Origin of the sequence: Actinomadura sp. RB99 (assembly GCF_014706005.1) — a bacterium.
In the GTDB taxonomy this organism is placed as follows: Bacteria; Actinomycetota; Actinomycetes; order Streptosporangiales; family Streptosporangiaceae; genus Spirillospora.
In genome coordinates this window covers 59,097-82,416 of record NZ_JABMCA010000025.1, presented here as the reverse complement: position 1 = coordinate 82,416, position 23,320 = coordinate 59,097, and the positions used below count along the sequence as shown (strand labels likewise).

The 23,320-nt window shown below is 70.5% G+C and carries 19 protein-coding genes and 1 tRNA gene; 7 read left to right on the top strand and 13 right to left on the bottom strand.

The genetic code is table 11. From position 1 onward, the window contains the following. Window positions 1-257 precede the first annotated feature (257 nt). From amrb99_RS22720 to amrb99_RS22710, 3 genes are all read left to right on the top strand, one after another. Entirely contained in the window at window positions 258-737 is a 480-nt protein-coding gene (locus amrb99_RS22720; RefSeq protein ID WP_190859259.1) for an ATP-binding protein, read from the top strand. Between the two features lie 684 nt (window positions 738-1,421). Next, window positions 1,422-2,450, top strand: coding sequence for a helix-turn-helix domain-containing protein (locus amrb99_RS22715; RefSeq protein ID WP_190859257.1), 1,029 nt, complete (start codon window positions 1,422-1,424; stop codon window positions 2,448-2,450). Between the two features lie 105 nt (window positions 2,451-2,555). Then, window positions 2,556-2,945 carry a hypothetical protein gene (locus tag amrb99_RS22710; protein WP_190859255.1) on the top strand — a complete coding sequence of 130 codons (390 nt, stop codon included), beginning with the start codon at window positions 2,556-2,558 and terminating at the stop codon, window positions 2,943-2,945. Window positions 2,946-3,149: 204 nt separating this feature from the next. Here amrb99_RS22710 and amrb99_RS22705 read toward each other — a convergent pair whose 3' ends face one another. The 10 genes from amrb99_RS22705 to amrb99_RS22660 form a co-directional block, all read right to left on the bottom strand. Then, window positions 3,150-3,644 (bottom strand): hypothetical protein, encoded by a 495-nt coding sequence (locus amrb99_RS22705; protein WP_190859253.1) that lies wholly within the window; start codon window positions 3,642-3,644, stop codon window positions 3,150-3,152. Between the two features lie 285 nt (window positions 3,645-3,929). Further along, window positions 3,930-4,943: a bifunctional lytic transglycosylase/C40 family peptidase gene (locus amrb99_RS22700; protein WP_194737070.1), complete on the bottom strand. Its 1,014-nt coding sequence runs from the start codon at window positions 4,941-4,943 to the stop codon at window positions 3,930-3,932. After that, on the bottom strand, window positions 4,934-5,845 hold the full coding sequence (locus tag amrb99_RS22695; RefSeq protein WP_190859251.1) for a replication-relaxation family protein: 912 nt from the start codon (window positions 5,843-5,845) through the stop codon (window positions 4,934-4,936). Before amrb99_RS22695 ends, amrb99_RS22700 begins: the two co-directional genes overlap by 10 nt. Continuing rightward, entirely contained in the window at window positions 5,842-8,283 is a 2,442-nt protein-coding gene (locus tag amrb99_RS22690) for a type IV secretion system DNA-binding domain-containing protein (protein ID WP_241755824.1), read from the bottom strand. Before amrb99_RS22690 ends, amrb99_RS22695 begins: the two co-directional genes overlap by 4 nt. Window positions 8,284-8,285: 2 nt before the next feature. After that, entirely contained in the window at window positions 8,286-10,115 is a 1,830-nt protein-coding gene (locus tag amrb99_RS22685) for an ATP-binding protein (protein ID WP_241755809.1), read from the bottom strand. Continuing rightward, the gene (locus amrb99_RS22680) at window positions 10,112-10,543 is read right to left on the bottom strand and encodes a hypothetical protein (RefSeq protein WP_190859247.1); all 432 of its coding nucleotides are present in this window, start codon (window positions 10,541-10,543) and stop codon (window positions 10,112-10,114) included. Before amrb99_RS22680 ends, amrb99_RS22685 begins: the two co-directional genes overlap by 4 nt. Then, complete coding sequence (locus amrb99_RS22675; protein WP_190859245.1) at window positions 10,540-11,523, bottom strand: PrgI family protein; 984 nt, start codon at window positions 11,521-11,523, stop codon at window positions 10,540-10,542. Before amrb99_RS22675 ends, amrb99_RS22680 begins: the two co-directional genes overlap by 4 nt. Then, window positions 11,520-13,229 carry a hypothetical protein gene (locus amrb99_RS22670; RefSeq protein ID WP_190859243.1) on the bottom strand — a complete coding sequence of 570 codons (1,710 nt, stop codon included), beginning with the start codon at window positions 13,227-13,229 and terminating at the stop codon, window positions 11,520-11,522. The genes amrb99_RS22675 and amrb99_RS22670 overlap by 4 nt, the downstream gene beginning before the upstream one ends. A 2-nt stretch (window positions 13,230-13,231) precedes the next feature. Further along, window positions 13,232-13,654 carry a pilin gene (locus tag amrb99_RS22665; protein ID WP_206700065.1) on the bottom strand — a complete coding sequence of 141 codons (423 nt, stop codon included), beginning with the start codon at window positions 13,652-13,654 and terminating at the stop codon, window positions 13,232-13,234. Window positions 13,655-13,872: 218 nt separating this feature from the next. Next, complete coding sequence (locus amrb99_RS22660; protein ID WP_190859241.1) at window positions 13,873-14,766, bottom strand: hypothetical protein; 894 nt, start codon at window positions 14,764-14,766, stop codon at window positions 13,873-13,875. A 569-nt stretch (window positions 14,767-15,335) separates the two neighbouring features. Between amrb99_RS22660 and amrb99_RS22655 the strand changes: the two genes are divergently transcribed. Beyond that, window positions 15,336-16,247, top strand: coding sequence for a DNA methyltransferase (locus amrb99_RS22655; protein ID WP_190859239.1), 912 nt, complete (start codon window positions 15,336-15,338; stop codon window positions 16,245-16,247). After that, window positions 16,244-17,266 (top strand): DNA methyltransferase, encoded by a 1,023-nt coding sequence (locus amrb99_RS22650; RefSeq protein ID WP_190859237.1) that lies wholly within the window; start codon window positions 16,244-16,246, stop codon window positions 17,264-17,266. Before amrb99_RS22655 ends, amrb99_RS22650 begins: the two co-directional genes overlap by 4 nt. Before the next feature lie 1,976 nt (window positions 17,267-19,242). Here the strand turns inward: amrb99_RS22650 and amrb99_RS22635 are convergent. Both amrb99_RS22635 and amrb99_RS22630 read right to left on the bottom strand, forming a co-directional pair. Continuing rightward, window positions 19,243-19,318: transfer RNA gene (locus amrb99_RS22635), tRNA-Glu, on the bottom strand. Between the two features lie 73 nt (window positions 19,319-19,391). After that, window positions 19,392-21,065, bottom strand: a complete 1,674-nt coding sequence (locus amrb99_RS22630) for a metallophosphoesterase (protein WP_241755808.1) — start codon at window positions 21,063-21,065, stop codon at window positions 19,392-19,394. A gap of 31 nt (window positions 21,066-21,096) precedes the next feature. Here amrb99_RS22630 and amrb99_RS22625 point away from each other — a divergent pair, with 31 nt between their 5' ends. Together amrb99_RS22625 and amrb99_RS22620 are read left to right on the top strand one after the other, a co-directional pair. Continuing rightward, a complete protein-coding gene (locus amrb99_RS22625) occupies window positions 21,097-21,438 on the top strand; it encodes a metallopeptidase family protein (protein ID WP_190859235.1) in 342 nt (113 codons plus the stop codon). A gap of 111 nt (window positions 21,439-21,549) precedes the next feature. Next, window positions 21,550-22,884 (top strand): MFS transporter, encoded by a 1,335-nt coding sequence (locus amrb99_RS22620; protein ID WP_190859233.1) that lies wholly within the window; start codon window positions 21,550-21,552, stop codon window positions 22,882-22,884. 25 nt (window positions 22,885-22,909) lie between these two features. Here amrb99_RS22620 and amrb99_RS22615 read toward each other — a convergent pair whose 3' ends face one another. After that, complete coding sequence (locus tag amrb99_RS22615) at window positions 22,910-23,227, bottom strand: PspC domain-containing protein (protein WP_241755807.1); 318 nt, start codon at window positions 23,225-23,227, stop codon at window positions 22,910-22,912. Window positions 23,228-23,320: the final 93 nt, after the last annotated feature.

Here is a 23,320-nt window from a genome sequence, read left to right as displayed (position 1 = left end):
GGGAATGCCGTCACCATAAGGAAGAAGCGTTGTTGGTGAGTATTCTCGTCTCCTGAACCAGGGGTCTCTATCTGGCTTAACCAAGCCCGATTCGAGAGGGTGCATATTTCGCCTAGAAGTGCGTCTGCATCTGATGTGTCAGTTTCGGGACTTGACAATGGGGTGCGAGGTGTTCCTTGATGGTGGCCGGTTCGCCACGCTGATTCGGCGCTAATGGGAATGCGGCGACGGGGCGGCCGGTCGGGAGGATTCAAGGAATGGTTAGATTCAATCTCGAACCCGCGGCCTCGGTGATGGGCGCGTCCATGTCGTGGCGGCGTGTCTTCCCGGGACGGGCCGACCAGATCCCGCTGGCGCGTCAGTTCGCCATGTTCCTGTTCGCCGAGACCTCGATCGCCGCGGAGGTTGGCTTCGTGGTGACTGAGCTGGCCACCAACGCGGTGCGGCACACACGCTCGGGACAGCACGGCGGCCGGTTCACCGTCGAGCTGGTGCTCGGCGGCCTGGCCTACGTCGGTGTCAGCGACCTCGGCGGTGGCGGCTACCCGACAGTACGGCACGACCCGCTCAACGGACCCGTCGAGAGCGAGGGCGGGCGCGGCCTGCGGGCGGTCTCGCAGATGGCCGCGATGCTCGGCGTCCACGGAAGCCCGCTCGAGGGACACACCGTCTGGGCTGACCTGATCTGCATCGTCAAGCCGTACGAGGACCCGCCGCTGGCCACGTCAGTCGCGTAGGGCGGGACCAGCCTGTCCGTAGCAGGCTGGTCCCAACCTCAGGGTAGGGGCAGGCGCAGGCCTCGTCCGCAGCTTCACCAGGTGCGGACGGGGCCTTGCCGCGTTCGGGAGCTGTTGTAGCCGGGGCGGCCGGGGGCGCGATCGGGGGAGTAAGCGGGGGGTCACCTATGAACGCCCCCGCCTTCGGGAGGTGTTGACGCAGGTCAGCGCGTCTTCGGGTGGGGTGGCGGCGCACCCGGATTCCTCCTCAAGAGGAAGAGGTAAGGAGTGCGGCTGCTCGCGAGGAATGCATTCGTGCTCGCCTCCGGAAAGGATCTGAATATGCAAACCGTGTCACCTGCCATACCGGCATATGTGCAGGGCCGGGATGCTTGCTGGCTGATGTGATGAAGGTGATGTGACGAGCGGGCCGCACCTTCCCTGCGTCTCAAAGCGAGGCCGGAACGCGCGAGTTCGATGGCATGGCTCATGAAGGTTCGCGCCGACCTCCTATTGCGTCTCCCGGACGTCGGCCCGGTCATTAAATTTTGATTTACTGAGGTAAGCCTCTCCAGCCGTTCGGGCGACACAATTCGTCGGCGCTCCGTGTTGCATTCGCCGTCGCATCGAGAAATGGTCGTCATGGCGGACGATGCCGGGCGGGAAAGTCCCGCCGTACCGGCCGCCATTCAGGAGGCAGAAACAATGGCGAACACCAACACCACCGCGACCGCTGACACGGTCACCACCGCGACCGCTGACACGGCCACCATCGCGACGGCGGACGGCACGGCGGACGGGCGTCCGGCTGGGGCGGCCGGGGCGGTGTGGGACGCGCTGAACGCCGCGCCGGGCGGGGCGACGGTGTCGGCGCTGGCCGAGGCGTCCGGGACCAGCCGCGCGACCGTGACCAAAGCGCTGACGGCGTTTGAGGAGGCCGGGCGCGCCGTCCGGGCGCCCGGTGAGGGCACTGGGCGGGGCCGCACGCCGGACGTGTGGGCGCCGGTCGCCCCCACGGCGCCCACGGCCGACACCGGGACCGACGACGCCACCCCGGCCGCCCCGGCGGACGACACGGCCACCGGCGCCCCGACCGCGCCGGAAGCCACCACCGGCACGGACACCGGCACGGGGGCGGGCGTCATCTCACCGGACACCCTGGCCACCGCGATGCAGGTCCTGGCGGAGGAGGCGGACCGGCGGGCGGCGGCGGCCGAGTCCCTGCGCAAGGCTCAGGAAGAGGAGGCCGAACGGCGCGCGCGGGTCGACGCCGAGCTGCGCAAGGCCGAGCAGCGCGAAACCGCGCGGGTGATCCTGACCGACCTGCTGAGCACGGTCACCACCACCCTGGCCGCGATCGCGGCGGACGACGACCAGCAGGTCACGCGCGGCATGGAGGACATCGCGCGCTACGCCGGTAGCGTCCGCCGGACCACCCGCACCACCGGTCGGACGGGCACGGGGACGCGGGCGCCGCGCGCGACCGTTGACCGGGGCGCACCGACGCCGCTGCGGCCCCTGGTCGCCGGGCACCTGAACGCGTTTCCCGACCTGGAATTCACGCCCGGTGAGATCGCGAAGGTGCTCGACCGGTCGTCCGGCGCTGTGGCCAATGCCCTCGACACCCTCGTCGCGCGGGGTGAGGCGGTCCTGACGTGTGAGCGTCCGCGTCGCTTCCAGGCGGCCACCCCGACCGGCACGGACACCGGCGACACGGGGCACGCGGACGCGTGACGTAGGGGCGGGGCGGACGGGAAGCAGCCCGTCCGCCCCGTCATGACACGGGGTCTCACGACCCCACCCAACGCGATCAGGCAGTCATGACGAAGGAGACGTTACATGTCCGGTGAGGCGACCGGCACGACCTCGCACGACACGGAACACGACCCCTACGACCAGGTGTTCGTCCTACTCGGATGGGCATGGGACGTCGCGCGCGCCGCACGGGCGGCCGCCCGCCACCCGGTCACGCGTGCGAACGTCCACCAGATCGGCGCGCTCGGCCCGCTGATACGCATCGACCCGGATTACGCGCGGACAGTGGATCTGTCCCGTCCGCTGCTGGCCGTCCCGCTTCCTGACGTGGGGACGCCGATCGTGATCGACGGATGGCACCGGATCCACAAGGCCAAACAGACCGGCGTCGCCGAACTGCCGGTCGTCATTCTGAGCGCCGACGACGAGCGCGCGTGCCGTCTCATGGGCGGCGGCATCGAACGCCGCTGGTAGACCCGGCAGGACAGCGCACAGCGCGTCACACGCGATAGGGGCCGGGTAGGCGGAACGCCACCCGGCCCCGTGCGCGGCGCGGCCCCGTGCGCGGCGCGGCCCCGTGCGCGGCGCGGCCCCGTGCGCGTTCAGGTGACGCGAAGAGTTCCGGGGTGGGGACTTGGTGGTTCCCCGCCCGGTGTTCCGGGTGCCTTCTCTTCCTGTTCAGCTGGTCATGTCGGTGAGAGCGATGCGGTAGGGCTCGAGGTCTTCGCGTACGGACGTGCCAGCGAGGTTGATCCAGAAGACGCCTGGGTCGTCTGGGCCGTTGTGGTCGACGAGTTGGAAGGTGCCGCGGTCGTGCCATGCCTGGATGGTGAAGAGCGACGCGTGGAAGACGTACGCCTTGGCGTTGGCGGCGTCGCGGGCGAGGTTCTCCTCAGCAACCGGGAAGTGCACGGGGTACGGCGTGCGGGGGTAGAGGATGAGTGCGGCCCAGGTGAGGCTTCCGGCCCAGGCCCGGTAGTCGGGCGTCAGGCCTGGGCGGAAGGGCAGGATGCCGATCTGTTCGAGGTGCAGGTCGAGGGTGACCTCGGCGTCCTCCGGGCTGATCAGACTGGCCTGGGCCAGCGGAGCAACCAGCCGTGCGACCTCCCGGGCGAGGTGGTCGGGCGCGGTTGGTGTCTTCTGGGTGTCGTGAAGGCGGTCGGTGTGCGCCATGGGATTGTGCTCCTTCGGCTAGGCGGTGCGGGGACGGGATGTCCCTGCGTGCGGGTGGTCCGGTCCTGGACGGAACCGGGGCGTCATTGACCGCCCCCTCGTGCGTCAAGGGCAAGGTCGCCGTGACCTCGCCGCTGTGTTCCCCCGGCAGTGGAACCTTTTCGGCGCGGCGGCAAGATCGTCTGGGGCGACGGCCGGGCCCACGAGAAGGCCGGCTGGGAAGGTGGCGGCCGTCCCGCCCGGACTCGGGCTCTCTCGAGCCGGGCGCCCGATGACGTGGCTGCTTCAGGGCTGGTGGCCATTGCCAGGGAGGGGCTGGTCTCGGTTGGAGGTGCTTGTCACGCGGAGGAGGGGCCGGGTGGTGCCGATCCAGTCGGGGCGGTGGTAGGTCTCGACGCCGATGGCCGGGTGGCAGGTGGAGCAGCGGGCGGCGATCATTTGGCCGTGTCCGATGACGAGGCCGACATGGCCTGGTGTGGTGGTGGAGGTGCCGGGGCCGGAGTTGAAGAAGACCAGGTCACCGGGCTGGGCATTGTCGTTGGGGATCTGGACGCCGAAGGGCCACTGGGCGAAGGTGGTGCGTGGGATGGTGAGCCCGGCGGCTGCGTAGGCGGCTTGGACGAGGCTGGAGCAGTCCCATGCGTTGGGCCCGGCGGCGCCGAAGACGTAGGGCTTGCCGCGTTGAGCCATGGCGAAGGCGATGATCTTTGCGATGGTGGCGTTGGGGGCGATGATCGCGGCTGACTCGGCGCACTGGGCGGCCGGGATCGGCGCGGGTGATGCGCTGGTGGTGGATGCGAGCTTGTAGGCGTGGGCGCGGTTGAGGACGTCGTCGACGTAGGCGTTGCTGTGGTTGTAGGTGAACAGGGCGGCGCGCATCTTGGGTGGTGCGCCGTTGTGGCGGAGGTAGTTGGCGGTGGCGGGGATGGCGTCTGCGGGGTCGTAGCGGTTCTTTCTGCGGTCGTGGTTGCCGTCGACGCCGTACGTTTTCCATGTGCCGGATAGGAACTGCATGGGACCTCCGGCGCCCGCGCTGTTCTCGCCGGAGTGGATGCCGGCCCCGTGGGAGCGGCCATGGTCGGACTCGACGGCTCCGACGGCGGCGAGGATCTCCCACGGGATGCCGTAGTCGGCTCCGGCCTTGCGGTAGAGGGCGAGGTAGGTGGCGGGAATGCCGGCGACCGGCGGGCCGGCGACCTGTGACTCGCAGGCATCGGGTTGGGGCGTCGAGCCGGTGACGGCGCCGATGAGGACGACCACCAGGACGCCGAGGGCGACCAGGAACGCGACTATCGGCAACCGGCGTCCTCCGTGCTGTCGGTACGGGCCTCGGATGCGGGCGCTGGTGTGGTCGCCAGGTCGGCCAAGCGGCGGCGGGGACCGTCCTGTCCGGCCGGTAGCCACACGGTCCCGGCGGGGCCGTTGGCGGGTGTGTGGACGGCGGTGGCGACGGGGACCGGTGGTGTTCCCAGTAGTGCGCGGAGGTTGGTTTCGCGGCGGGTGCTGGGGAGCCAGAACAGGACGGGTGTGGTGATGCCGGTTGCCTCGGCGAGGGCGTTGTAGCCGTTGATTTTGGCGGCGACCTTGGCGAGGGTGACGCTGCCGGTGTCGTGTTCGAGGAAGAAGTCGACCGTCGTCAGCTCCTGGTGTGGGGGGCCGGTCTCGGTCCAGCGGCCGTAGGCGTCGGGGCGGACGAGGTCGCCCCACAGTTGGGTGCAGCGGCGTTCGGGCCACCACGTGTCGAGGTGGGCGCCGGAAGCGCGGCGGGCGTGGGTGTGGAGTTGGGTGAAGAATTCGTTGACGCCGACCTGGTGGGCCAGATGGCGGGAGTGGCTGATCTGCAGGGCGGTGGCGCGGCGGTAGCCGAGCGCGGCGACGGTGGTGTCGTTGAAGGCGGCGAGGCATTGCGCGCCGAGCGGGCCGAGGACCCAGTGGTAGGGCGCGGCGCCGACGGGGACCCAGGGCTGGAAGCGTTCGAGGGCTTGGAGACGGAACAGTTGCAGGAGGCGGTCGCGGGCCTTGCCGGGTGTGGTGAAGAAGATCGCGGCTATCTGGTGCGTGGTCAGGACGCGGTGTTCCCAGACGAGATTCAGGATGGCGCGGTCGCGGTCGGTGAGGCGGCCGCGCAGTTCGAGGAACAAGTCGGGTGCGGCGCGTCGGGGTGTGGCGGGTGCTCGGCGGTGGCGGATGGCCTGCTTCACTGCGGCTGGTCCTCCTGGGTGGTGAGGTGTTGGGCGCGCGGGTCGAGAGCCTCCGCCGTTGCGGTGGCGGGTTTGGTGGCGAGGGTGCGTGGTGTGAAGCGTCGGCGTGATGCGGCGCGGATGTGGTCGGCGCGGCCGGGGATCGGGTCGCGGAGTGGGCGGGTGCGGAAGGTGAAAGCCCCGGTTGGCTGGCCGGCGGTGACGAGGCGTGCGGCGGCTTGGTAGGCGCCGAGGTGGGCGAGGTCGTGTGCGGACAGGACGGGGCCGGCGTGTCGGGCGAGGTCTGCGGCGTCTTCGGGTGAGGTGGCGAAGTAGATCTTGTTGCGGGCGTCGGCGGAGACGGCGTCGCGCAGGTCCTTGGGCAACTGCGAGAGGTGTTGGTGGGCCAGGACGAGTGAGAGCCGGTAGCCGCGGGCCTCGGCGAGGATGTCGGAGACCGAGCCGGGCAAGTTGAGGAAGTTGTGGCATTCGTCGATGTAGGCGGCCGAGTCCGGACGTTCGTGCTCGGGTAGATCGGCGCGGCGGGTGATCCCTTGCCAGGTGTGGGCGAGCAGGAGGGATCCCAGGAGGCGGGCGGCGTCCTCGCCGAGGACGCCTTTGGGTAGGCGTGCAAGGACGAGGCCGCCGTGGTCGAGGTGGCGGGCCAGGTCGACGGTGGAACCGGTGGCGGAGAGTGCTTGGTGGACGAACGGGCGGAGCAGGACGGCGCGGAGCTTGTTCATCACGGGCCCGATCGCGGCCGCCCTGCCCGCGGGTGACAGCTCGTCGTAGCCGGCCCAGAACCCTTGCAACAGGTCGTCTTTCAGACGGCTGACGACGCGGGCGCGGAAGGCTGTGTCGGTGAGCAGTTGCGGAATTTGGGCGAGGGTGGCGCGGGGGCCGTGGGCGTGCATGAGGCTCAGGCAGGCCGAACGCAGCAGGTCGTCCAGCCGCGGGCCCCAGGAGGAGCGGAAACAGCGATGGAAGATGGAGACGACCGAGTCGACGGCGAACGCCGGGTCGGGGCCGGACAAGATGCCGACCGAGGGCGGCGGCGCTGGGTCGGAGGGGTCGAACACCACCGTCCGGCCCGCCATCCGAGCCGGGAGCCGGTCCAAGACGTCGGCGATGAGATCACCTTTGGGATCGATGACCAGGGCGCCTCGACCGTCGCGGGCGTCGGCCAGCACCAGCGAGGCGAGCAGGGTTGATTTCCCGACGCCGGTCTGGCCCAGGACATGCAGGTGCTGGCGCCCGCCGACGACCGGGACCGCGACCGGGCGCCGGTGACCGGCGTCGGCGTCACCCAGCAGCCGTGCGGGGCCGTTGACGGCGTCGGGGCCGGTGGGGACGTCGGGTGAGGGCGGCACCGGTCGGGCGCCTGCGCGGGTGATGGCGGGGGCGTCGGCGTCCAGTGGCAGGTGCGCGAGCACGGCCAACTCGGCGGCGCCGAGCAGGTAGCCGCGTCCGAGCTGCCGATCGTCCAAGGCTGCGGCGGGGTGGTGGAGTCTGCGGCGGCGGAGGTGCTGGTGGCCGGAGGCGTAGAGCGCGGCGATTGAGGCGATGGCGTGAGCGCGTCCGCGCAGCCATTTTCTCGCGTGTTCGGTGTTGGACGATCCCACGGCGTACCGGATGTCGACCTCGAAGCGCGGTTGCGTCGCCTTGGCCAGGATCGCGCGGACCTGCTCGGCGCGCTCGGGGTGCGAACTGGCCTGGACGGTGCCAGATTGCGGGCCGCCGGTGCGTAGACCGGGCGTGAGCAGGTCGAAGAAGAACCCCCGTGACGAGGCCGGGTTCCCGCCCTTGAGTTGGGAGGCGACGCGGTGGGCACGGGCGAGACGACGGCCGGTGACCGGGCGGGCAAGGATCTGGACGGCGGCGTACTGGTCTGCACAGAGCCCCGACATCGCGCCGAGGAGAGAGCGGATCGGGTCGGTGTGGTGGTCGGTCTTGAGCGGGTGTGAGTCCACTCGAGACAGCGCGAGACGGCCCCCGGCTGTTGCCGCGCCCAAGGGGATGGGAGGTGCGGCCGGTTGGGTTGTGGTGGTGCCGCCCGGCCAGGCGGCTCGGATCGTCTCCTCGACCATGCCGGGCGGTACCGTCCCGGGCACCCAGATCTGGAAGTGGACTCCGGAGGCGTCGGCGACGTATTCGAACGCAAGGTGCGGCTGGCCGAAGAGCCAGCGTTTCCACGCGGGGGCGAGCAAGCCTGCCTGGTGGGCCCACCAGGCAGGCGCGCTGGCCGGGTCGACCTGCGGCGGCACCGATACCGTGATCAGGCGTGCGTCGTGGCCGAACCGCCGGTTCTGCCAGCGCCGCACCAGCGCCGACATTGCCTGAACAGCGACGGTGGCCGATCCTGCGGCAAAAGCGGTGGCCGGGCCGTAGTGTGCGACGAGCGCGGGGATCTGTCCGGCTTGGTCGAAGATGCGGGTCCAGTGCGGGACGTCCTGGAGCATGGTCACAGCGGGTCGTCCTCTCCGTCGTGGTGGTCGAGCAGTTCGGCGGGGTTCGTCGTGATGACCTGGTGTTCTTCGGGTGAGGAGATGGCGGCGAAGGCTGCCCGGTCGCCGGCGTTTCCCCCGCAGAGGAGGCCCTCGCCGCGTTCCGCGGACAGGAGATATGCGCGCTCGCCGTCGGACAGGCCGAACGCGTCGCCGACGGCGGTGATGGCCTGGGGTGCCTGGCGGAGCAGGATCTGGGTCGCGGAGTTGGCGACGACGGCGCGGCCAAGGTCGGATGCGAGGAGGTCGGCGGCGTCCTGGGTGACGACGGTCAGCCCGGCCCAGTGCTTGCGTGCGGACTTGGCGAGCCGGTAGAGGAAGCGGGCGCCTTCGGCTTGGTTCATCAGCATCCATGCCTCGTCGACGATGACGAGACGGGGCTTGCGGTCGGCGGGGTTGGCGACCTTGCGCCAGATCGCGTCCAGCGCCAGCAGCACCCCGACCGACTTGACCTCTTCGGGCAGGTCGCGCAGTGAGAACACCACCAGATGCCCGTCGGGCCGGGTCGTCGTCGCCTGCGCGAACAGTTCCTTGTAGGACCCCGCGACGTAGGGAGCGAGGCGGTCGGCGATCTCCACGCCGTCCGGGTGGGAGCTGATGGCGAGTTGTTCGACGAGGTCGGCCAGCAGCGGCGCGGGGCGTGTCCAGGTGGTCGGGTCGCTGTTGATGTCCTTGGCTGCGTAGGCGGCCAGTACCGCGCGGTCCAGGACGGGCCGCGCGGACGGCTTCAGCGGTTCGCCGAGCATGGCGGCGACGAGGGTCTGGGTGAACAGCGCGCGGCGGATCAGTGTGTCGTCGCCCTGGTCGGTGGGCAGGTCGAATGGGTTGAACGCGACCCCTTTCGCGCCGAGGGCGAGGTGGGTGCCGCCGGTGGTCTCGGCCAGGGCTCGGTACTCGTCTTCGGGGTCGATTACCGACACCTCGACCCCGTGATAGAGCAGGCGCAGGGCCTCGAGCTTGGTGAAGTAGCTCTTGCCGGCCCCTGATCGGGCTAGGACGACGGAGTTGTGGTTGTCCTGGGCGAACCGGTCCCAGACGACCACGCCGGAGCTGGCGACGTTCACCCCGTAGAGCACGCCGGTGGATCCGGCGGGGGCGTTGAGGTCGGGTGAGGCGAACGGGAACGAGGCGGCCAACGCCTGGGTGTCGAAGGTCCGGCGCTGCCGGATTGCATCGACGCCGAGCGGAAGTGTGGTCGTCCAGCCCTGCAAGGCGCGGAACGTCGTGGGCTGGGCATCGAGCAGCAGCGACCCGGCCAGCGCCCGCACCTGCTGAACCTCGGCGTCCAGTTCCTCGGCGTCGAGGGCGTGGACGGTGAGGTAGAGCCCGACGCGGAAGAGGCGGCCGTGCCCTCTGGCGAGTGAGGCGGCCAACTCGGCGGCGTCGTCGGCGGCGGCCTCGACGTTGAAGTCGGCCAGCCGGCCGGCCTCGGCGTTCGCGCGTGCGCTGGACTCTAGCCGCGCGAGCTGTCGACGCAGGCGTTGCGCGGCCACGATCGGCGGGATCGGCTCGATGTGAAGCGAGACGTCGAGGCGGCCGGGATAGGTGAGCAGCGGCTCCAGCCAGCCGGCACCGACCTCGCGCGGGTATCCGGCGATCGCGAACGAGGCGCAATTGCCCTCGGGTAGTTCCAAGGACGAGGCGTTGATGCGCAGCGCGGACGGCGCGAGCAGGTTACCCAGATCGGTGGTGGCTTCCTGGGCGTCGCCGTCTTGGGCGGAAGTCGGCGCGGCGCCGGCCATCAGCGAGAAGACCGCGCGAAGTGGTGAACGATGCGTTGTGGTCATCGGATCTCCACTTGGACGTTCTTGTGGCCGCCCGCGCGGACGATCGCGGTGAGGACCTTGGCGAAGTTGTCGCGGTCGAGACTGCTCAGTGCGGAGGTGGGGAACCGGCGGCCGGTCGCCAGGGCGATGGCGATATCCAGGACGGCGGCCTCCCCGGACGAGCACGCCAGCCGTCCCGAATCGAAGGCGGTGGCGGCGGCGGTCCACCTCACCCACGCCAAGGCGGGCTCGACGCTGTCCAACGGAACGGGCCCGGTGTGGATGAAGCGTTCGAGGAAGTCGTCGCGGGTGAGCCAGAAGCGGTGGGCGATCAGCAGATCGACCGCGGCGATTTCGCCGCAGAATCCTTGGGCGCCCATGCGGAGCCCGGCGACCAGGTCGGTCGGGTCGGTCGAATTGTGGTGGGGGCGGCGGTGGAATCGCGTCATGGCTGAGGCTCCTCGGTCGTGTCGTGGACGGTGATGGGCTGGTCGAGGTCGGCGGACGGGACGGGGCGTGTCTCGCTGGGCGAGAGCGCTTCGGAAAGCACGCGGACGCATTCGTCTGCGTCCATGGCCTGGGCGCTGAGCCCGAAGCCGGTCAGGGTGCGGACGGTGTCGATGGCGCGGCGTGCGACGATCGCGGCGCCGGCCTCGCGTGCCCGCCCCCGGCCCCTTCGTCCGGCGCCTGGTGTGGCGTGCATGGGCTGGTCGCGCAGGACGATGAGCACTTCGCGCGTCAGCAGGTTCCGGGAGGCGCCCAGCTCGTCGAGGTAGGCGGCGTGGCCTTCGGCGGCTCGCCGCAACGCCGGATGCGGAAGGTCGGCGGCTGCCTCGCTTACCCGGTCGGTGAGTTCGGAGAGGTCGACGGGGCGGGCCTGGACGACGATTTGCACTGGGGATTCCAGGGAGTTGAGCCACCGTCCGAAGAACCCGACCAGGGCGGTCTGTTCGGCGGCGGTGCGCAGCCCCAGCGAGATGGTTCCCGCCCGGACGAGTGCGGCGGTTGCGCCGCCGTCCAGGTCCATGACGCCGTCTTGGCGGATGGCGCGGACCGGGAACCGCAGCGGCCCGGGCAGCGTGCCGCGTACCCGGCACCACGCCGGAGGTGGCGCCACGCCTTCGGGTGCGGCGACCAGGGTTCGGCGGCGGCGCAGGTGGTCGAGGGCGGCGAGCGCGAACCGGTCCAGGCCCATGCCGTCGCGGCGGCCGAGCGCCATCGAGCATCCGGCCGCCACCAGCGGAAAGCAGAGTCCCGCGACGATCGGGACGGGCAGGACGGGCGCGGCGGCCGTGAAGACCGTGACCGTCACCAGGGCGGTGGTGCCGAGGATGGCGAGCTGGCGGCCGGTGAGCCCGTACATGATCTTGTCGGGTTGCTCGATGTCGGCGGGGATGCGGGCCGACAGCGGCTCGTAGTCGTCGTTCAACGGTTTCTCCTGCCGTGACGGCGTTGGCGTGGCGGATCAAGACGCACGAACGCGCGCGGCGCCGGGCGGCGGGGACGGTCGGTGCGTCGGTAGGGGCGTGCGGGTGGCTGCGGCGGGACGGGCGGTCGTGGCCGGGCGGGGCCGCCGCCGGGTGTCCGGGCGGGGCCGGGTATCCCGGACGGGCGGCGCGGGGGGTTCGTCCCTGGCGCCGTGTCATGGCCGGGCCTATGCGGCGTGCCGGTGCCCGTACGTCCTGCCGTGTGCGGGGCGGTGCGGGGCGCCGGGTTGGCGCCGGGGCGGCGCCGGTGCGGGCGGTCGGGGCCGGGCCGTTCGTCGGGACGGCCGCCCTGGGCGCTACCGCGATCCGGTTGGGGACCGGGACCCCCGCGCGGGCCGTTCGGACCGCCATGGGGTCCACCGTGCGGGCCGGGGCGCCGATGTTCTCCACCGCCGGGCCCCGGACGGCGGCCACCACTCGTGCTCCCCGCCGCGGTCCGCGTGGACTTCCCGCTCCGAAGGACTTGGCCGGCGGCTTTGTTGACGGCGCCGAACACCTTGTAGACCAGCAGCGTCCGGACGAGTTGGCGGAGCATGCGCGGCTGCGCGGGCTGCCACACCGTCCGGGCGACCCACCGCGGGATGCGGATCAGCATGTACAGGAGTGCGATGACCAGCAGCAGGTCGATCAGTTCGGCCCGCTCGGTCGGGACACCGATGAAGAAGTGGTTGTTGTCACCGTGCTGCGACAACAGCAACTGCACAGCGGTGATGAACACGAACGATTGGCAGACCTGGATCGCCAACGTGCCGGAGATCCCGCGCCACCAGAGCCGCGCAAGGCCCTCGGTCAGCGCGAGGGCGTGGAACATCAGCGCGACCGGTGCCAGGCCGACCAGGACCATGGTGATCGCCAGGCGCATCACGTAGCCGAACAGCAGGATCGTCGCCAGGACCACGATGATCAGGGAGACGATCGTGTAGAAGGCGCCGCCGGTGTTGATGGACGCCTCGATGCCCTCGGCCAGCACTCGTCCGGCCTGGTCCGGGTCGATCTTGTCGGTGCCGTTCATCAGGATCGCCGAGGCGAGGCCGTTGGCGAACTGGATGCCGTAGCCGATCCAGATCAGGCTGGTGTTCATCGCGAGGAACGCCAGTACCAGGCGCCTGATGACCGGGCCGGGCGAGGTCTCGCCCGCGACGCTCTGACCGGCCATCAGCAGCACGCCGGCGAGCGTCACCAGCAGCACGAAGCAGGTGTCGGCGATCGCCAGCGACGTGCCCCAGATCTGCTCGGCCCGCTTCATCGGCCCCGACCCGATCTCGGGCGTGGAGAACTGCGTCGCCGCCAGCGTGCCCATCACCGGCTTCAGAGCCCCGCTGGCCAGGGCCTGAAACCAGCCGGTGATGGCCTGCTTGGTCTTGCAACCGACATCGATCCAGCCGCACTCGTCCTTGCCGTCCCCTCCGGTCGAAGTCCCGTCGCCGTCGCCGGTGTCGGTGCCACTCGGCGAGATGGACGGCGTCTCGCTCGGGACTACGGACGGCGTCGCAGGCGGGGTGGTGCTGGGCGCCGGTGCGGGCGACGGGCTCGGCGGAGGCTCCGCCGCGTCGGCGCGTGACGCCACGCTCAGCACGCAGACCCCGGCGAGTGCCATGACACCGAGCAGGACCAGCCAGCGCGAGCCCTTCACTGGGAAGGCGCGCACGCTCAGGACCCGACGATGTACTGGAGGATCTGCACCAAGACCGGAGCGAGAGCCGCGATCCCGTATCCGATCGCCGCGTTGCGCAGGGTCCGTTTCCCCGCCTCGGCCTCGCTGGGATCACCCCCGGCCAGCAGGTAGCGGACACCGCCGATCGTGGCGAACAGCGTGGCCAGCGCGACCAGCAACCCGACGATGACATTACGGAGATTGCCGATCACCTGATCGAGCCGCGCGTTGCCGGCCAGCACGGCCGGTTCGGCACTGGCCTGCGCGACCGCGGTGACCGTGACCACGACCACCGAGCACGACAGCAGCAAACCGGCGCAACCGGTCAGGACGGCGACGACCAGACGCGCCCGGCTCACACGGAGCCGACAACGCGGCAAGCGGGACGGAACGAGATCGGACAAGGGGCGGATGCTCACCAGAGCCCTCCAAGCGCGAGCACGATGCGGGACGCAGCAGGCGCGGGAACGGCGCGCTGCGGGTGGTGAGGGAAACCGCGGGGCGAAGACGGGGTCGGGCCGTGCGGGTGTCCTCCTTCAAGGGCACTCGGCGGATGGTCGGACGTGGGGACCGGGTGAACATCCGGCCCGCGACCCGTCCTCGCCCCTGCGGTTCCTCTCAACAAGGAAGGGACCCCTCAGACCCCGGTTGTGGACATCAGGTACTCGATGTCGTCGCGCAGCCCGTTGTCCTTCACCGCCTCGACCAGCCGCATCTCGGCGCGGCGACGGCGCTTCATCAGTGCCTCGTAGGAGGTGCCCAGGCGTTCGGCCAGCTCCGCTGGGGGCACCTTCTCCAGCCGGGTCACGGCGATGATCTCGGCGTCGGGCGCCGTGATGACGCCCTGGCGCACCGCCGAGTCCAGCAGCATCTCCGGGTGCCCGCCGGCCGAGGCGGCCGACGGGTCCAGTTCGGCCATGGTGTACGGGTCGACCGGCACCGTCCGCACCTTGGGCCGGTAGGTGCGCACCACGTTCTGGGCTGACTGCGACACCAGCCGCTGCGCGACCTTCGGCCGGTTCAGATCCGCGCGCAGCAGCGCGTGGAAGAACGCGGTCACCAGGTCCCCGGCGATCCGCGCGGTACCGACCTCGGAGTCGCTGTCCAGGTAGACGAGCCGGTCACGTACGACCGCCTTCAACCCCGGCAGTGCGACGCCCACGCATCCGATGATCCAGTCGGCGCCGTGGCGGCGGGCCCGCGTGACCAGGTCCCTCCACACATGGTCGCGGGTGTCGCAGGGCGTCGCCGGGTGCAGCAGGATCGCCCGCAGTTCCAGCAGATCGATCGGGCGGGCGGGCAGCCCGTGCCCGAGCGCGGCGCCGTCCACCGTCAACGGCGCCGGCCCCTGCACCAGCGCGGCGAAGCTGCGCTCCGCGGCGTTCAGCGCGTGCGCGGTCTCCAGCGCGGTGCGGCGGTCGCACTGGCGGTCGGCGATGTCTGCGCGGCCGCGTGAACGCGACGCCTTGCCAAGGGCCGGGCCGCTGGTCGGCCGGGCGGCGGCGGCGGTGAAGAGGCTGGCAGTGTGCATGAAGACCCCCGAGTGATCGGTTCCGGATCGGACACCGACATCTCCACAGACGCCATGGACAGATCATGGACACTTCTCGGCCGTCCCTCGGCGTGGACGCACAGCCGAACCGGCACCCAATCTGTTCATGATCCGCTGAAAATCACTGTGACCTGCATGGACGCGATGCGCGGACCGTGAGTACAGGAGAGGTGGATTCGCCCGGTCAAAGATCGACAAGTGCGCGAAACGCCTCTGACCTGCATGGACGCCAGGCCGGCGTGTGAACGGGGAAAGGAAGATCAAAACCCTTCGCCGCCCTCTTGCGGTACCCCTCCACTGCCCGGATCGCTCCCTTTTGGTCCTCGACCTCTCTGCGGCCTGTTCACACGCCGGCGAGTGTTCAGGGGCTTTCCCTTTTCCATCTATCGCGTTCACGGGAGACCGTCGGCCGATCCAGGCGGCGGTGCACCTCGTCGGCTGCGACCCCGTCCAGTGGTTCGCCGGAGGCGCCGGTTGTCCAAGGTCCGCACGCGACGGGTCTCTTACTTAGTGACAGGGGACCGGGCGACCATCACGGGTCACCCAGCATGACCAACACCGACCAGCCCAAGCCGACACCGGCGATTCCCGCGCGGCAGTTCCTGCCACTGACCGTCTGGCTCTGCCCCGACGACACCACCGACCAGCCCTTCCGTCACGACGGCCAACAGCGTCAAGGACCGGTGCACCGCGCCGCACGGGTCCGTACCTGCGACCGGCACCGCGCGAGCATCAGCACCGCGCTGGCCCGCCACCTCATCACCAGCACGACCCAGGAGGGAGACCTGGTCGCCGAGGCGTTCACCGCCAACAACGCCACCCTCCATGCCGCCGCGCACCTCGACCGGCGGGCCATCGCCTGCGTCCCGCACTTCCCTCTCGCCCGCCACATCGGCACCCAACTCCGCGCCGTACTGCCGCTCGAACACCTCGAACGGGTGAAGATGCGTCCTTGCCGCGCCGACCAGATGCACCGCGGTATCGCCGACCACCTCGGCCAGGTCTCCCTGGTGATCGCGGCACCGCCGACGCCCGGCGCCACCGCGACCGACACCGGGACGAGAACCGGTCAAGCCCGTCGCGGGTGCCCGGCCTGCCTGTCCGACGTGCTGACCGACAGCGCCTTCCAAGCCCGCTCGTTCCTGCCCGCCGCGTTCCGCCTGCTCCGGCCGGGCGGACATCTGGCGGTCGTCACCACCGCCCGCCACCACCAGGGACGCCTCGTCGACCCGGCACCGGCGATCATCCGGCAGGCGCGCACCGCCGGGTTCCGCTACAGCCAGCACGTCATCGCCGTGCGCGTCCCGGTTGAAGGAGACACCCTTCTCGTCCAGGCTGGCCCCGGCGACCTCGGCCAACTCCGCGACATCCGCTCTCGTGCCCTGCCACCGGCCGCACGTGTCCACGCCGACGTCTGCCTGCTGACTCGGCCCGGCAACGGTCAGGGAGGCGCCCGATGAACACGAACATGAACACCGGCATGAACACGGGCGTGAACATGAACACCGGCGTGAATAGCCGTGTGTTCACCTCCGTGCTGCTCACCGGCCAGCGGCCCTCGCGTCTCCAGCGCAAGGGCCGTTACACGCCCGAGTCGATGGCGCACCCGGCCAAGATGCTTCCCGCGATCGCCGCCCAGGTCATCGCCACCTACACCGAGCCCGGCGACCTGATTGTCGACCCGATGTGCGGCATCGGCACCACCCTGGTCGAAGCCGTCCACCAGGGACGCGACGCCGCCGGCATGGAGTACGAGGCGCGCTTCGCGGAGATGGCCGCCGGAAACCTCCGCCACGCCCGCACCCAAGGAGCGACCGGCACCGGGCAGGTCGTGCACGGCGACGCTCGCAACATCGCCACCGCTCTCGCCGAGCGGACGGACACTGCCGCACTCGTGGTGACCTCGCCTCCCTACGGAGCGACCACCCATGGGCAGGTGCGAACCGGTCGAGACAACGGCGGCAGAAAGATCGACAAGTCCCACAACCGCTACTCCACCGACCGCCGCAACCTCGCCCACCGTCCGACCGCCGAACTCGTCACCGGGTTCGGGCAGATCCTCGCCGGATGTGCAGCCCTCCTGCGCCCCGGCGGAGTCATCGCGGTCACCGTCCGCCCCTTCCGCGTCGCTGGCGAACTCGTCGACCTGCCGGGCCAGGTCATCACCACCGCCGAAGACAACGGCCTGATCCTGGTCGACAGGTTCGCCGCCCTGCTGTGCGGACTCCGCGACGGACGGATCGTCACCCGCGCCTCGTTCTTCCAGATGATCGAAGCCCGCCGCCTCCGCGACAACGGCATCCCAGCCTTGGCCACGGCCCATGAGGACCTGCTGGTGTTCCAGGCCCGAACCCGGACGGTGGCTTCACCGAACGAGGTAGCTGGGCTTGATCTTCACGGTGAAGGTGTGCCGTCCTATCCGAACCGGCCGACCGCCTACCCCACCGTCACCACCACCCGGCGACGGGGGCACCGGTGAGCGGTTCGGGCAGGCGCACCCGAGAAGCGGGTGTGGCCCCCGAGTTGGTCTGGCGGATGCTCATTGCGCCTCCGCCGGTCCAGAAGCAAATCACTCGGGCCCAGGCACTGGCGATCAAGGAGGTACTGCAATGGCGGACCAGACACACAGCCCGATCCCGCTCGACGTCTTCACCCGGGGAATCCACAGCGGCCGATCCGCAGGACTGACCGGACCTGGCGGAGGATTTCGGCTGGACGGTCCGCTCAAGGTCGCGTTCGCGGGCCGGACCTCGACCGAAGACAAACAGGACCCGACACTGTCGCTTCCACGCCAACTCGCCAACAGCCAGACCGCCCTGCACACATCCCTTCCGGGACGCGCCGTGATCGTCGCGCACTTCTACGACATCGAGTCCGGACGCAAGGACCTCGCCGCCCGCGGGTTCGGACGCGGGCACGAGCGGTTCGACATTCCGGTTCCGCGCGATGGCGGCATTCAAGACCTGCTGTCGGAAGCGGCCCGGGCCGATCGGCGGTTCGACGCGGTGATCTGCGAGTCGGTCGACCGGATCGCGCGGCGAACCTACGTCGGCACCCAGATCGAGAACACCCTGGAGAAGGTCGGGATCCCGCTGTGGGCGTCCGACGAACCGATCACCCTGAACGGGAAACGCTCCTCCCAGGTGCTCACGCGACGGGTGAAGCAGGGCGTGGCCGAGTGGTACGTCCTGGAGATGCTGGAGAAGGCCTGGGGCGGGTTCGAAGTCCACACCGAGCAAGGCTTCAACGTCGGACGGCCTCCGTACGGATATCTGGCGCACAAGGTCCCTCACCCGGTCGCCGCCCGCCGTGAGCAGGGAGCCACCAAGCATGTCCTGGTTCCCGACCCGGCGCGCGGCCCGGTCGTGCAGACAATTTTCGAGACCCGCGTCACTGAGCGTCTCGGCTATCAGGCCATCGCCGACCGGCTCAACTGCGATCTGGATCGGTACCCGCCGCCGGTCGCCACCGCGAAGCACCGCAGTGTGGGCAAGTGGACCTATTCCTCGATCCGGGAGGTGCTGACCAATCCCAAGTACACCGGCTACATGGTGTGGAACCGCAAGGCCACCACCTCGGCCGGGGGCCGAAACAACCCTCCCGAGGCGTGGATCTGGTCCAGCGCACCCACCCATCCTGACCTGGTGAGCGTCGAAACCTTCACTGACGCCCAGAAGGTCGCCCGTGACCGGGAGGGTTCACGCAGCCGCCCGGGGCCCAACACCGCGCACACCGATACCCGTCGCTCCTACGCGCTCCGCTCCTACATGACCTGCGGACTGTGCGGGCGACGGATGTTCGGTAAGGAAAGCCGGGGCCGGATCTACTACATCTGCCGTCCCGCTCGTGCCTACCGTCCGGAAGGGCACCCGGCGAGCATCTGGGTTCGGGAGGAGCCGCTCATGGCGGGCCTGACCGAGTTCTTCAACCGGGAGGTCTTCGGACCCCACCGCCGTGAACGCCTGCGCACTCTGCTCGCCCGGATCGATGACACCCATCTCCACGAACACCGGGAACGCCTGGTGACGGTCGAGCGACAGATCGCGGAGTTGAAGCGCCGCAAGGAACGCGTCCTCGACTCTTTGGAGGCCGCCGACGACCCCACGCCCGTCTTCGTCAACTCCATCAACGAACGCACCACACGCCTCGGCGCGGACCTGGAGGCCAAACAGACCACGCTGCGCGAACTACGGGACGCGACGCCGGTGGCGCCGTGTCCCGAGCTGCTGGACCACTGCCCGACCGGGACAGTCGACCTCGACCTGCTACCGGAGCCGACGCTGCGGCGTTTGTTGGACGCGTTCGCCGTCCAGATGCGGCATGACAAGCAGGGCAACCAGGTCGAGGTTCAGGTCACGATCACGCCCGAAACGGCGGACACGCAACTACGGGCCGCGAATGCGGCGATCAGGGGGGACGGCGATGGGCCGGATGGTGATCTTGCAGCCATGCGCGTGGTACCCCCTACCGGATTCGAACCGGCGCTACCGCCTTGAAAGGGCGGCGTCCTAGGCCGCTAGACGAAGGGGGCCCGGTGGTGGCAGAGATGGTTGCCACTCGACCCGGTCAAGTGTAGAGGACGGGGCGGGGCGGCGCGCAAACGGTTACCCGCGTTCGCGGGTGGGGGACGGCGACGACGTCGGCGACGTGGTGGGGGACGGGCTGCGGGACGGCCAGTCGGACGGGAACCTCGACGGGAACGGGGAGGTCGGGGACGCGGGCGGGGCGGTGGCCGGGGGCTGCGGCCGGATGGCGCGGCCCGGGTCGGGCTCGAGGTGGCGCTCGATCTTGGCGGAGGTGAGGCCGAGGCCGCCGAGCTGCAGGTCGTCCCAGCCCTGGAGGCGGTGCGAGGCGCGGTTGAAGTAGAGGACGGACAGCTCGATGGGAGTCGGCTGCTCGTGTTCGAGGCCGCGCAGGCCGGCGCCGCCGGTGGAGCCCTGGACGAACAGGCGGGTGCCGGTGGGGAGGAGCTTCGTCTCGCGGGCGTGCAGGTGGCCGGAGAGGATCAGGGGGGTGAGGCCGGAGAACGCCTGGCCTTCGGCGGGGTCGTGGGTGAGGACGACGTCGGGCCTGGTGCCGGACTTGCTGAGCCGGTCGGCGAGGACCTGGCCCTCGGCGCGGACCTGGTCGGCGCCGACGAAGTCGTCGCGGGTGCTCTTGTCGGGGGTGAAGCGGGGGTCGCCGACGCCGTAGACGCTCAGGCCGCCGACCTCGCGCGTCCGGTCGTCCAGGACGATCGCGTTCTTCTGCCGGGCGACGGCCCGCTGGGTGCCCTTCGAGTCGTGGTTGCCGCGGATGTAGACGTACGGGATCTTCAGGCCGGAGATCGAGTCGGCGAACTTGTCCTCGGGCTTGCTGCCGTGGTCCATGAGGTCGCCGGTGTCGATGATGAAGGTGGCGTGGAACTGGGTGCTGACGGACTTGATGACGTTCCACGCGGTGGGGTTCAGGTGGATGTCGGAGACGTCCACCACGCGGATGGTGGACGGGTCCGGCTCGTAGGTCGGCAGCGCCGAGGTCGCGGCGTAGAGCTTGGAGGCGTTGCCGACGAGGCGGGCGAGGTTGGCGCGGTAGGTGGAGAAGCGGGTGAACACGGTCTCGGCGTCGCCGACGACCTGCGGGGCGTTGGCGAGCAGGCCGGTGTAGCGGGGCTCGCCGATGGAGTCGGGGTTGAAGGTCGTCCAGGCGACCAGGGCGACGGCGACCACGCCGGCGGCGGACGCGCCGAGCGCGGCGACGGCGCGCCGCCAGGACCGGAACAGGATCAGCCCGGCGAGGAACGCGAAGACCAGCGCGAGCACGACCGCGCGGATCAGCAGGACGGTCACGCCGTGCCGGATCTGGTCGGCGATCTGGTCGGTGACGCGGTCGAGCTGCGAGTCGTCCTCGATCAGCTTCTGCGCCTGGTCGGGCCGGACGTCGGTGAGGTGGGCCTCGACGGAGACGGGGCCGGCGTGGGTGTCGAGGTGGACGGCGCCGAGCGGCGGCAGTTCGAGGGTGGTGCCGCCGTGCAGGGACGGGTGCAGGACGAGCTGGACGTTCGCGGGGCCGACGGGTGTGACGGTGCGGCCGCCGACGAGGAGGCCGACGTAGCCGCCGGCGAGGCCGATGGCGATGGTGAGGGCGACGCGCGTCCAGCGGCTGCGGGCGGCGCGGACGCCGGCGGCGCGCGCGCGGACCGCGCCGGCGCGCGTCTTACGGGCGGCGGACGCGGCGCGAGGCAGGCGGGCGGCGAGGGCGGTGATCCGGGCGGCGAGGGCGGTCGGCCGGAACGGCAACGATCCTCCTTCTGTCGAGCAGAATGGCACTGTGATCGAGATGTCGCGGGAGGCGTTCGAGGACCTGGTCGGCGAGGCCCTCGACACCGTCCCGGCCGAGCTGGCCGCCCAGATGCGCAACGTCGTCGTCGTGGTCGAGGATGACGCACCCGAGCGCGGCCTGCTGGGCCTTTACCAAGGCGTACCCCTCACGGAGCGCGGCGACTGGTACGGGGCCGTCCTGCCCGATCACATCTCCATCTACCGCCGGGAGATCCTGCGGATCTGCGACACCGAGGAGCAGGTGGTGGAAGAGGTGCGGATCACGGTGATCCACGAGATCGCGCACCATTTCGGGATCGATGACCGCCGGCTCCACGACCTGGGGTACTGACGACCGGCGGCGACAGGTTTCAATATTTGGGCACGGTAGGTCACATAACTGCCACGCAGCGTGAGTTAATAGGAGGGTCGTCCACCCCTGGACGAGCCAACTGGAGCGTGCGTGGCGGGAAGGCAGACCGGCCGGCATCGGCGTCCGGCGGAGGAGCAGGCCACCTACCGCGAGGTGTTCGCGGTAGGTGAGTTCCGTGCCCTCTGGCTGGCACAGGCGCTGTCGTTCATCGGGGACCAGCTGGCGCAGGTCGCGCTGGCCGTGCTGGTGTTCCACCGCACGGACTCGGCGCTGCTGACGGCCGTCACCTACGCGCTGACGTATCTGCCGCCGATCGTGGGCGGGCCGGTGCTGTCGGGGTTGGCCGACCTGTTCCCGCGCCGCACCGTGATGATCGTCTGCGATGTGCTGCGGGCGTGCCTGATGGCGGTGATGGCGCTGGTCGAGCTGCCGTTCGCGGGGCTGTGCCTGCTGGTGTTCGCGACCGTGCTGCTGGGCGCCCCGTTCACCGCCGCGCGCGCGGCGGTGCTGCCGGACGTGCTGGAGGGCGACCGGTACGTGGCCGGGTCGGCGATCAACAACATGACCCATCAGGGCACGCAGATGCTCGGGTCCCTGGCCGGAGGCGCGATCGTGCTGGCGGTCGGGTCCCGCGAGGCGCTCGCCATCGACGCGCTGACGTTCGGCCTGTCCGCGGTGATCCTGGTGGGCGGGCTGCGGCCGCGCGCCGCGCCGAAGGAGCGCGAGCGGGAGTCGCTCGGGCTGTGGCGCGGGACGCGGGACGGGGCGCGGCTCGTGTTCGGCGACCCGGTCCTGCGGTCGCTGGTGCTGTTCGCGTGGCTGTGCGCGTTCTACGTCGTCCCGGAGGGCCTGGCGGCGCCGTACGCGGCGACGTTCGGCGGCAGCGCGGTGACGGTGGGGCTGCTGATGTCGGCGATGCCGACCGGGATGGTGTTCGGAGCGTTCCTGTTCAGCCGGTTCGTCCGCCCGATGAACCGGCTGCGGGTCATGGGATGGATGTCGATGGCCGCGTGCCTGCCGCTGGTCGGCGCGGGCGTCCACCCGCCGCTGTGGGGGGTGGTGGCGCTGTGGGCGCTGTCCGGGATGGGCAGCGCGTACCAGCTGGCGGCGAACGCGGCGTTCGTCGCGGCGGTGCCGGCGTCCGGGCGCGGCCAGGCGTTCGGCCTCGCCCAGTCCGGCATCCTCGCCGGACAGGGCCTCGGCATCCTCGCCGCCGGGGCCGCGACGCAGGTCCTCGGCCCGCAGACGGTGGTGGCGCTCGCGGGCGTCCTCGGGCTGTCGGTCGCGGCGATGCTGTCGCTGTCCTGGAACCGGATCCGCGGCGGCGTCATCTCCGGCATGACCGACCCGGTCGACTCCGTGGAGGTGGCCCCGTCCCGCGACGAGGACCTCCCCGGCATCCGCCGCTCCGCCCCCGCCCCCTGAGCCCCGCGCTCGGCTCCGGGGCCGCTCAGGCGTGCGTGCGGTTCTTGTTGACGGCGTCCTTGGTGCGCTGGACGGCGTCCTGGACGTTCGGGTTGTCCTGGGCCTTCTTGAACAGGTCCTCGGCGATGGACGTCGCGGCGCCCTCCTCGGGGATCAGCAGCCAGGCGATCACGTAGAGGGCCACGCCCGCGCCGCCGAAGATCGTGAAGACGGCGAGGACGAGCCGGACGATGTTGGCGTCGACGCCGAGGAACTCGGCGGCGCCGGAGCAGACGCCCGCGAGCATGCGCCCGTCGCGGGTGCGGCGGAGCCGCCGTTCGGTGGTGCCCTTGTTCATGTCCATGCCTCGATGATGCCCACCCTGGCGCCGACGCGACATCCGGAACCGCCCTGATTCGCCCCTGAGTCCACCCCGACGTCCCGGATCCCGCACCGC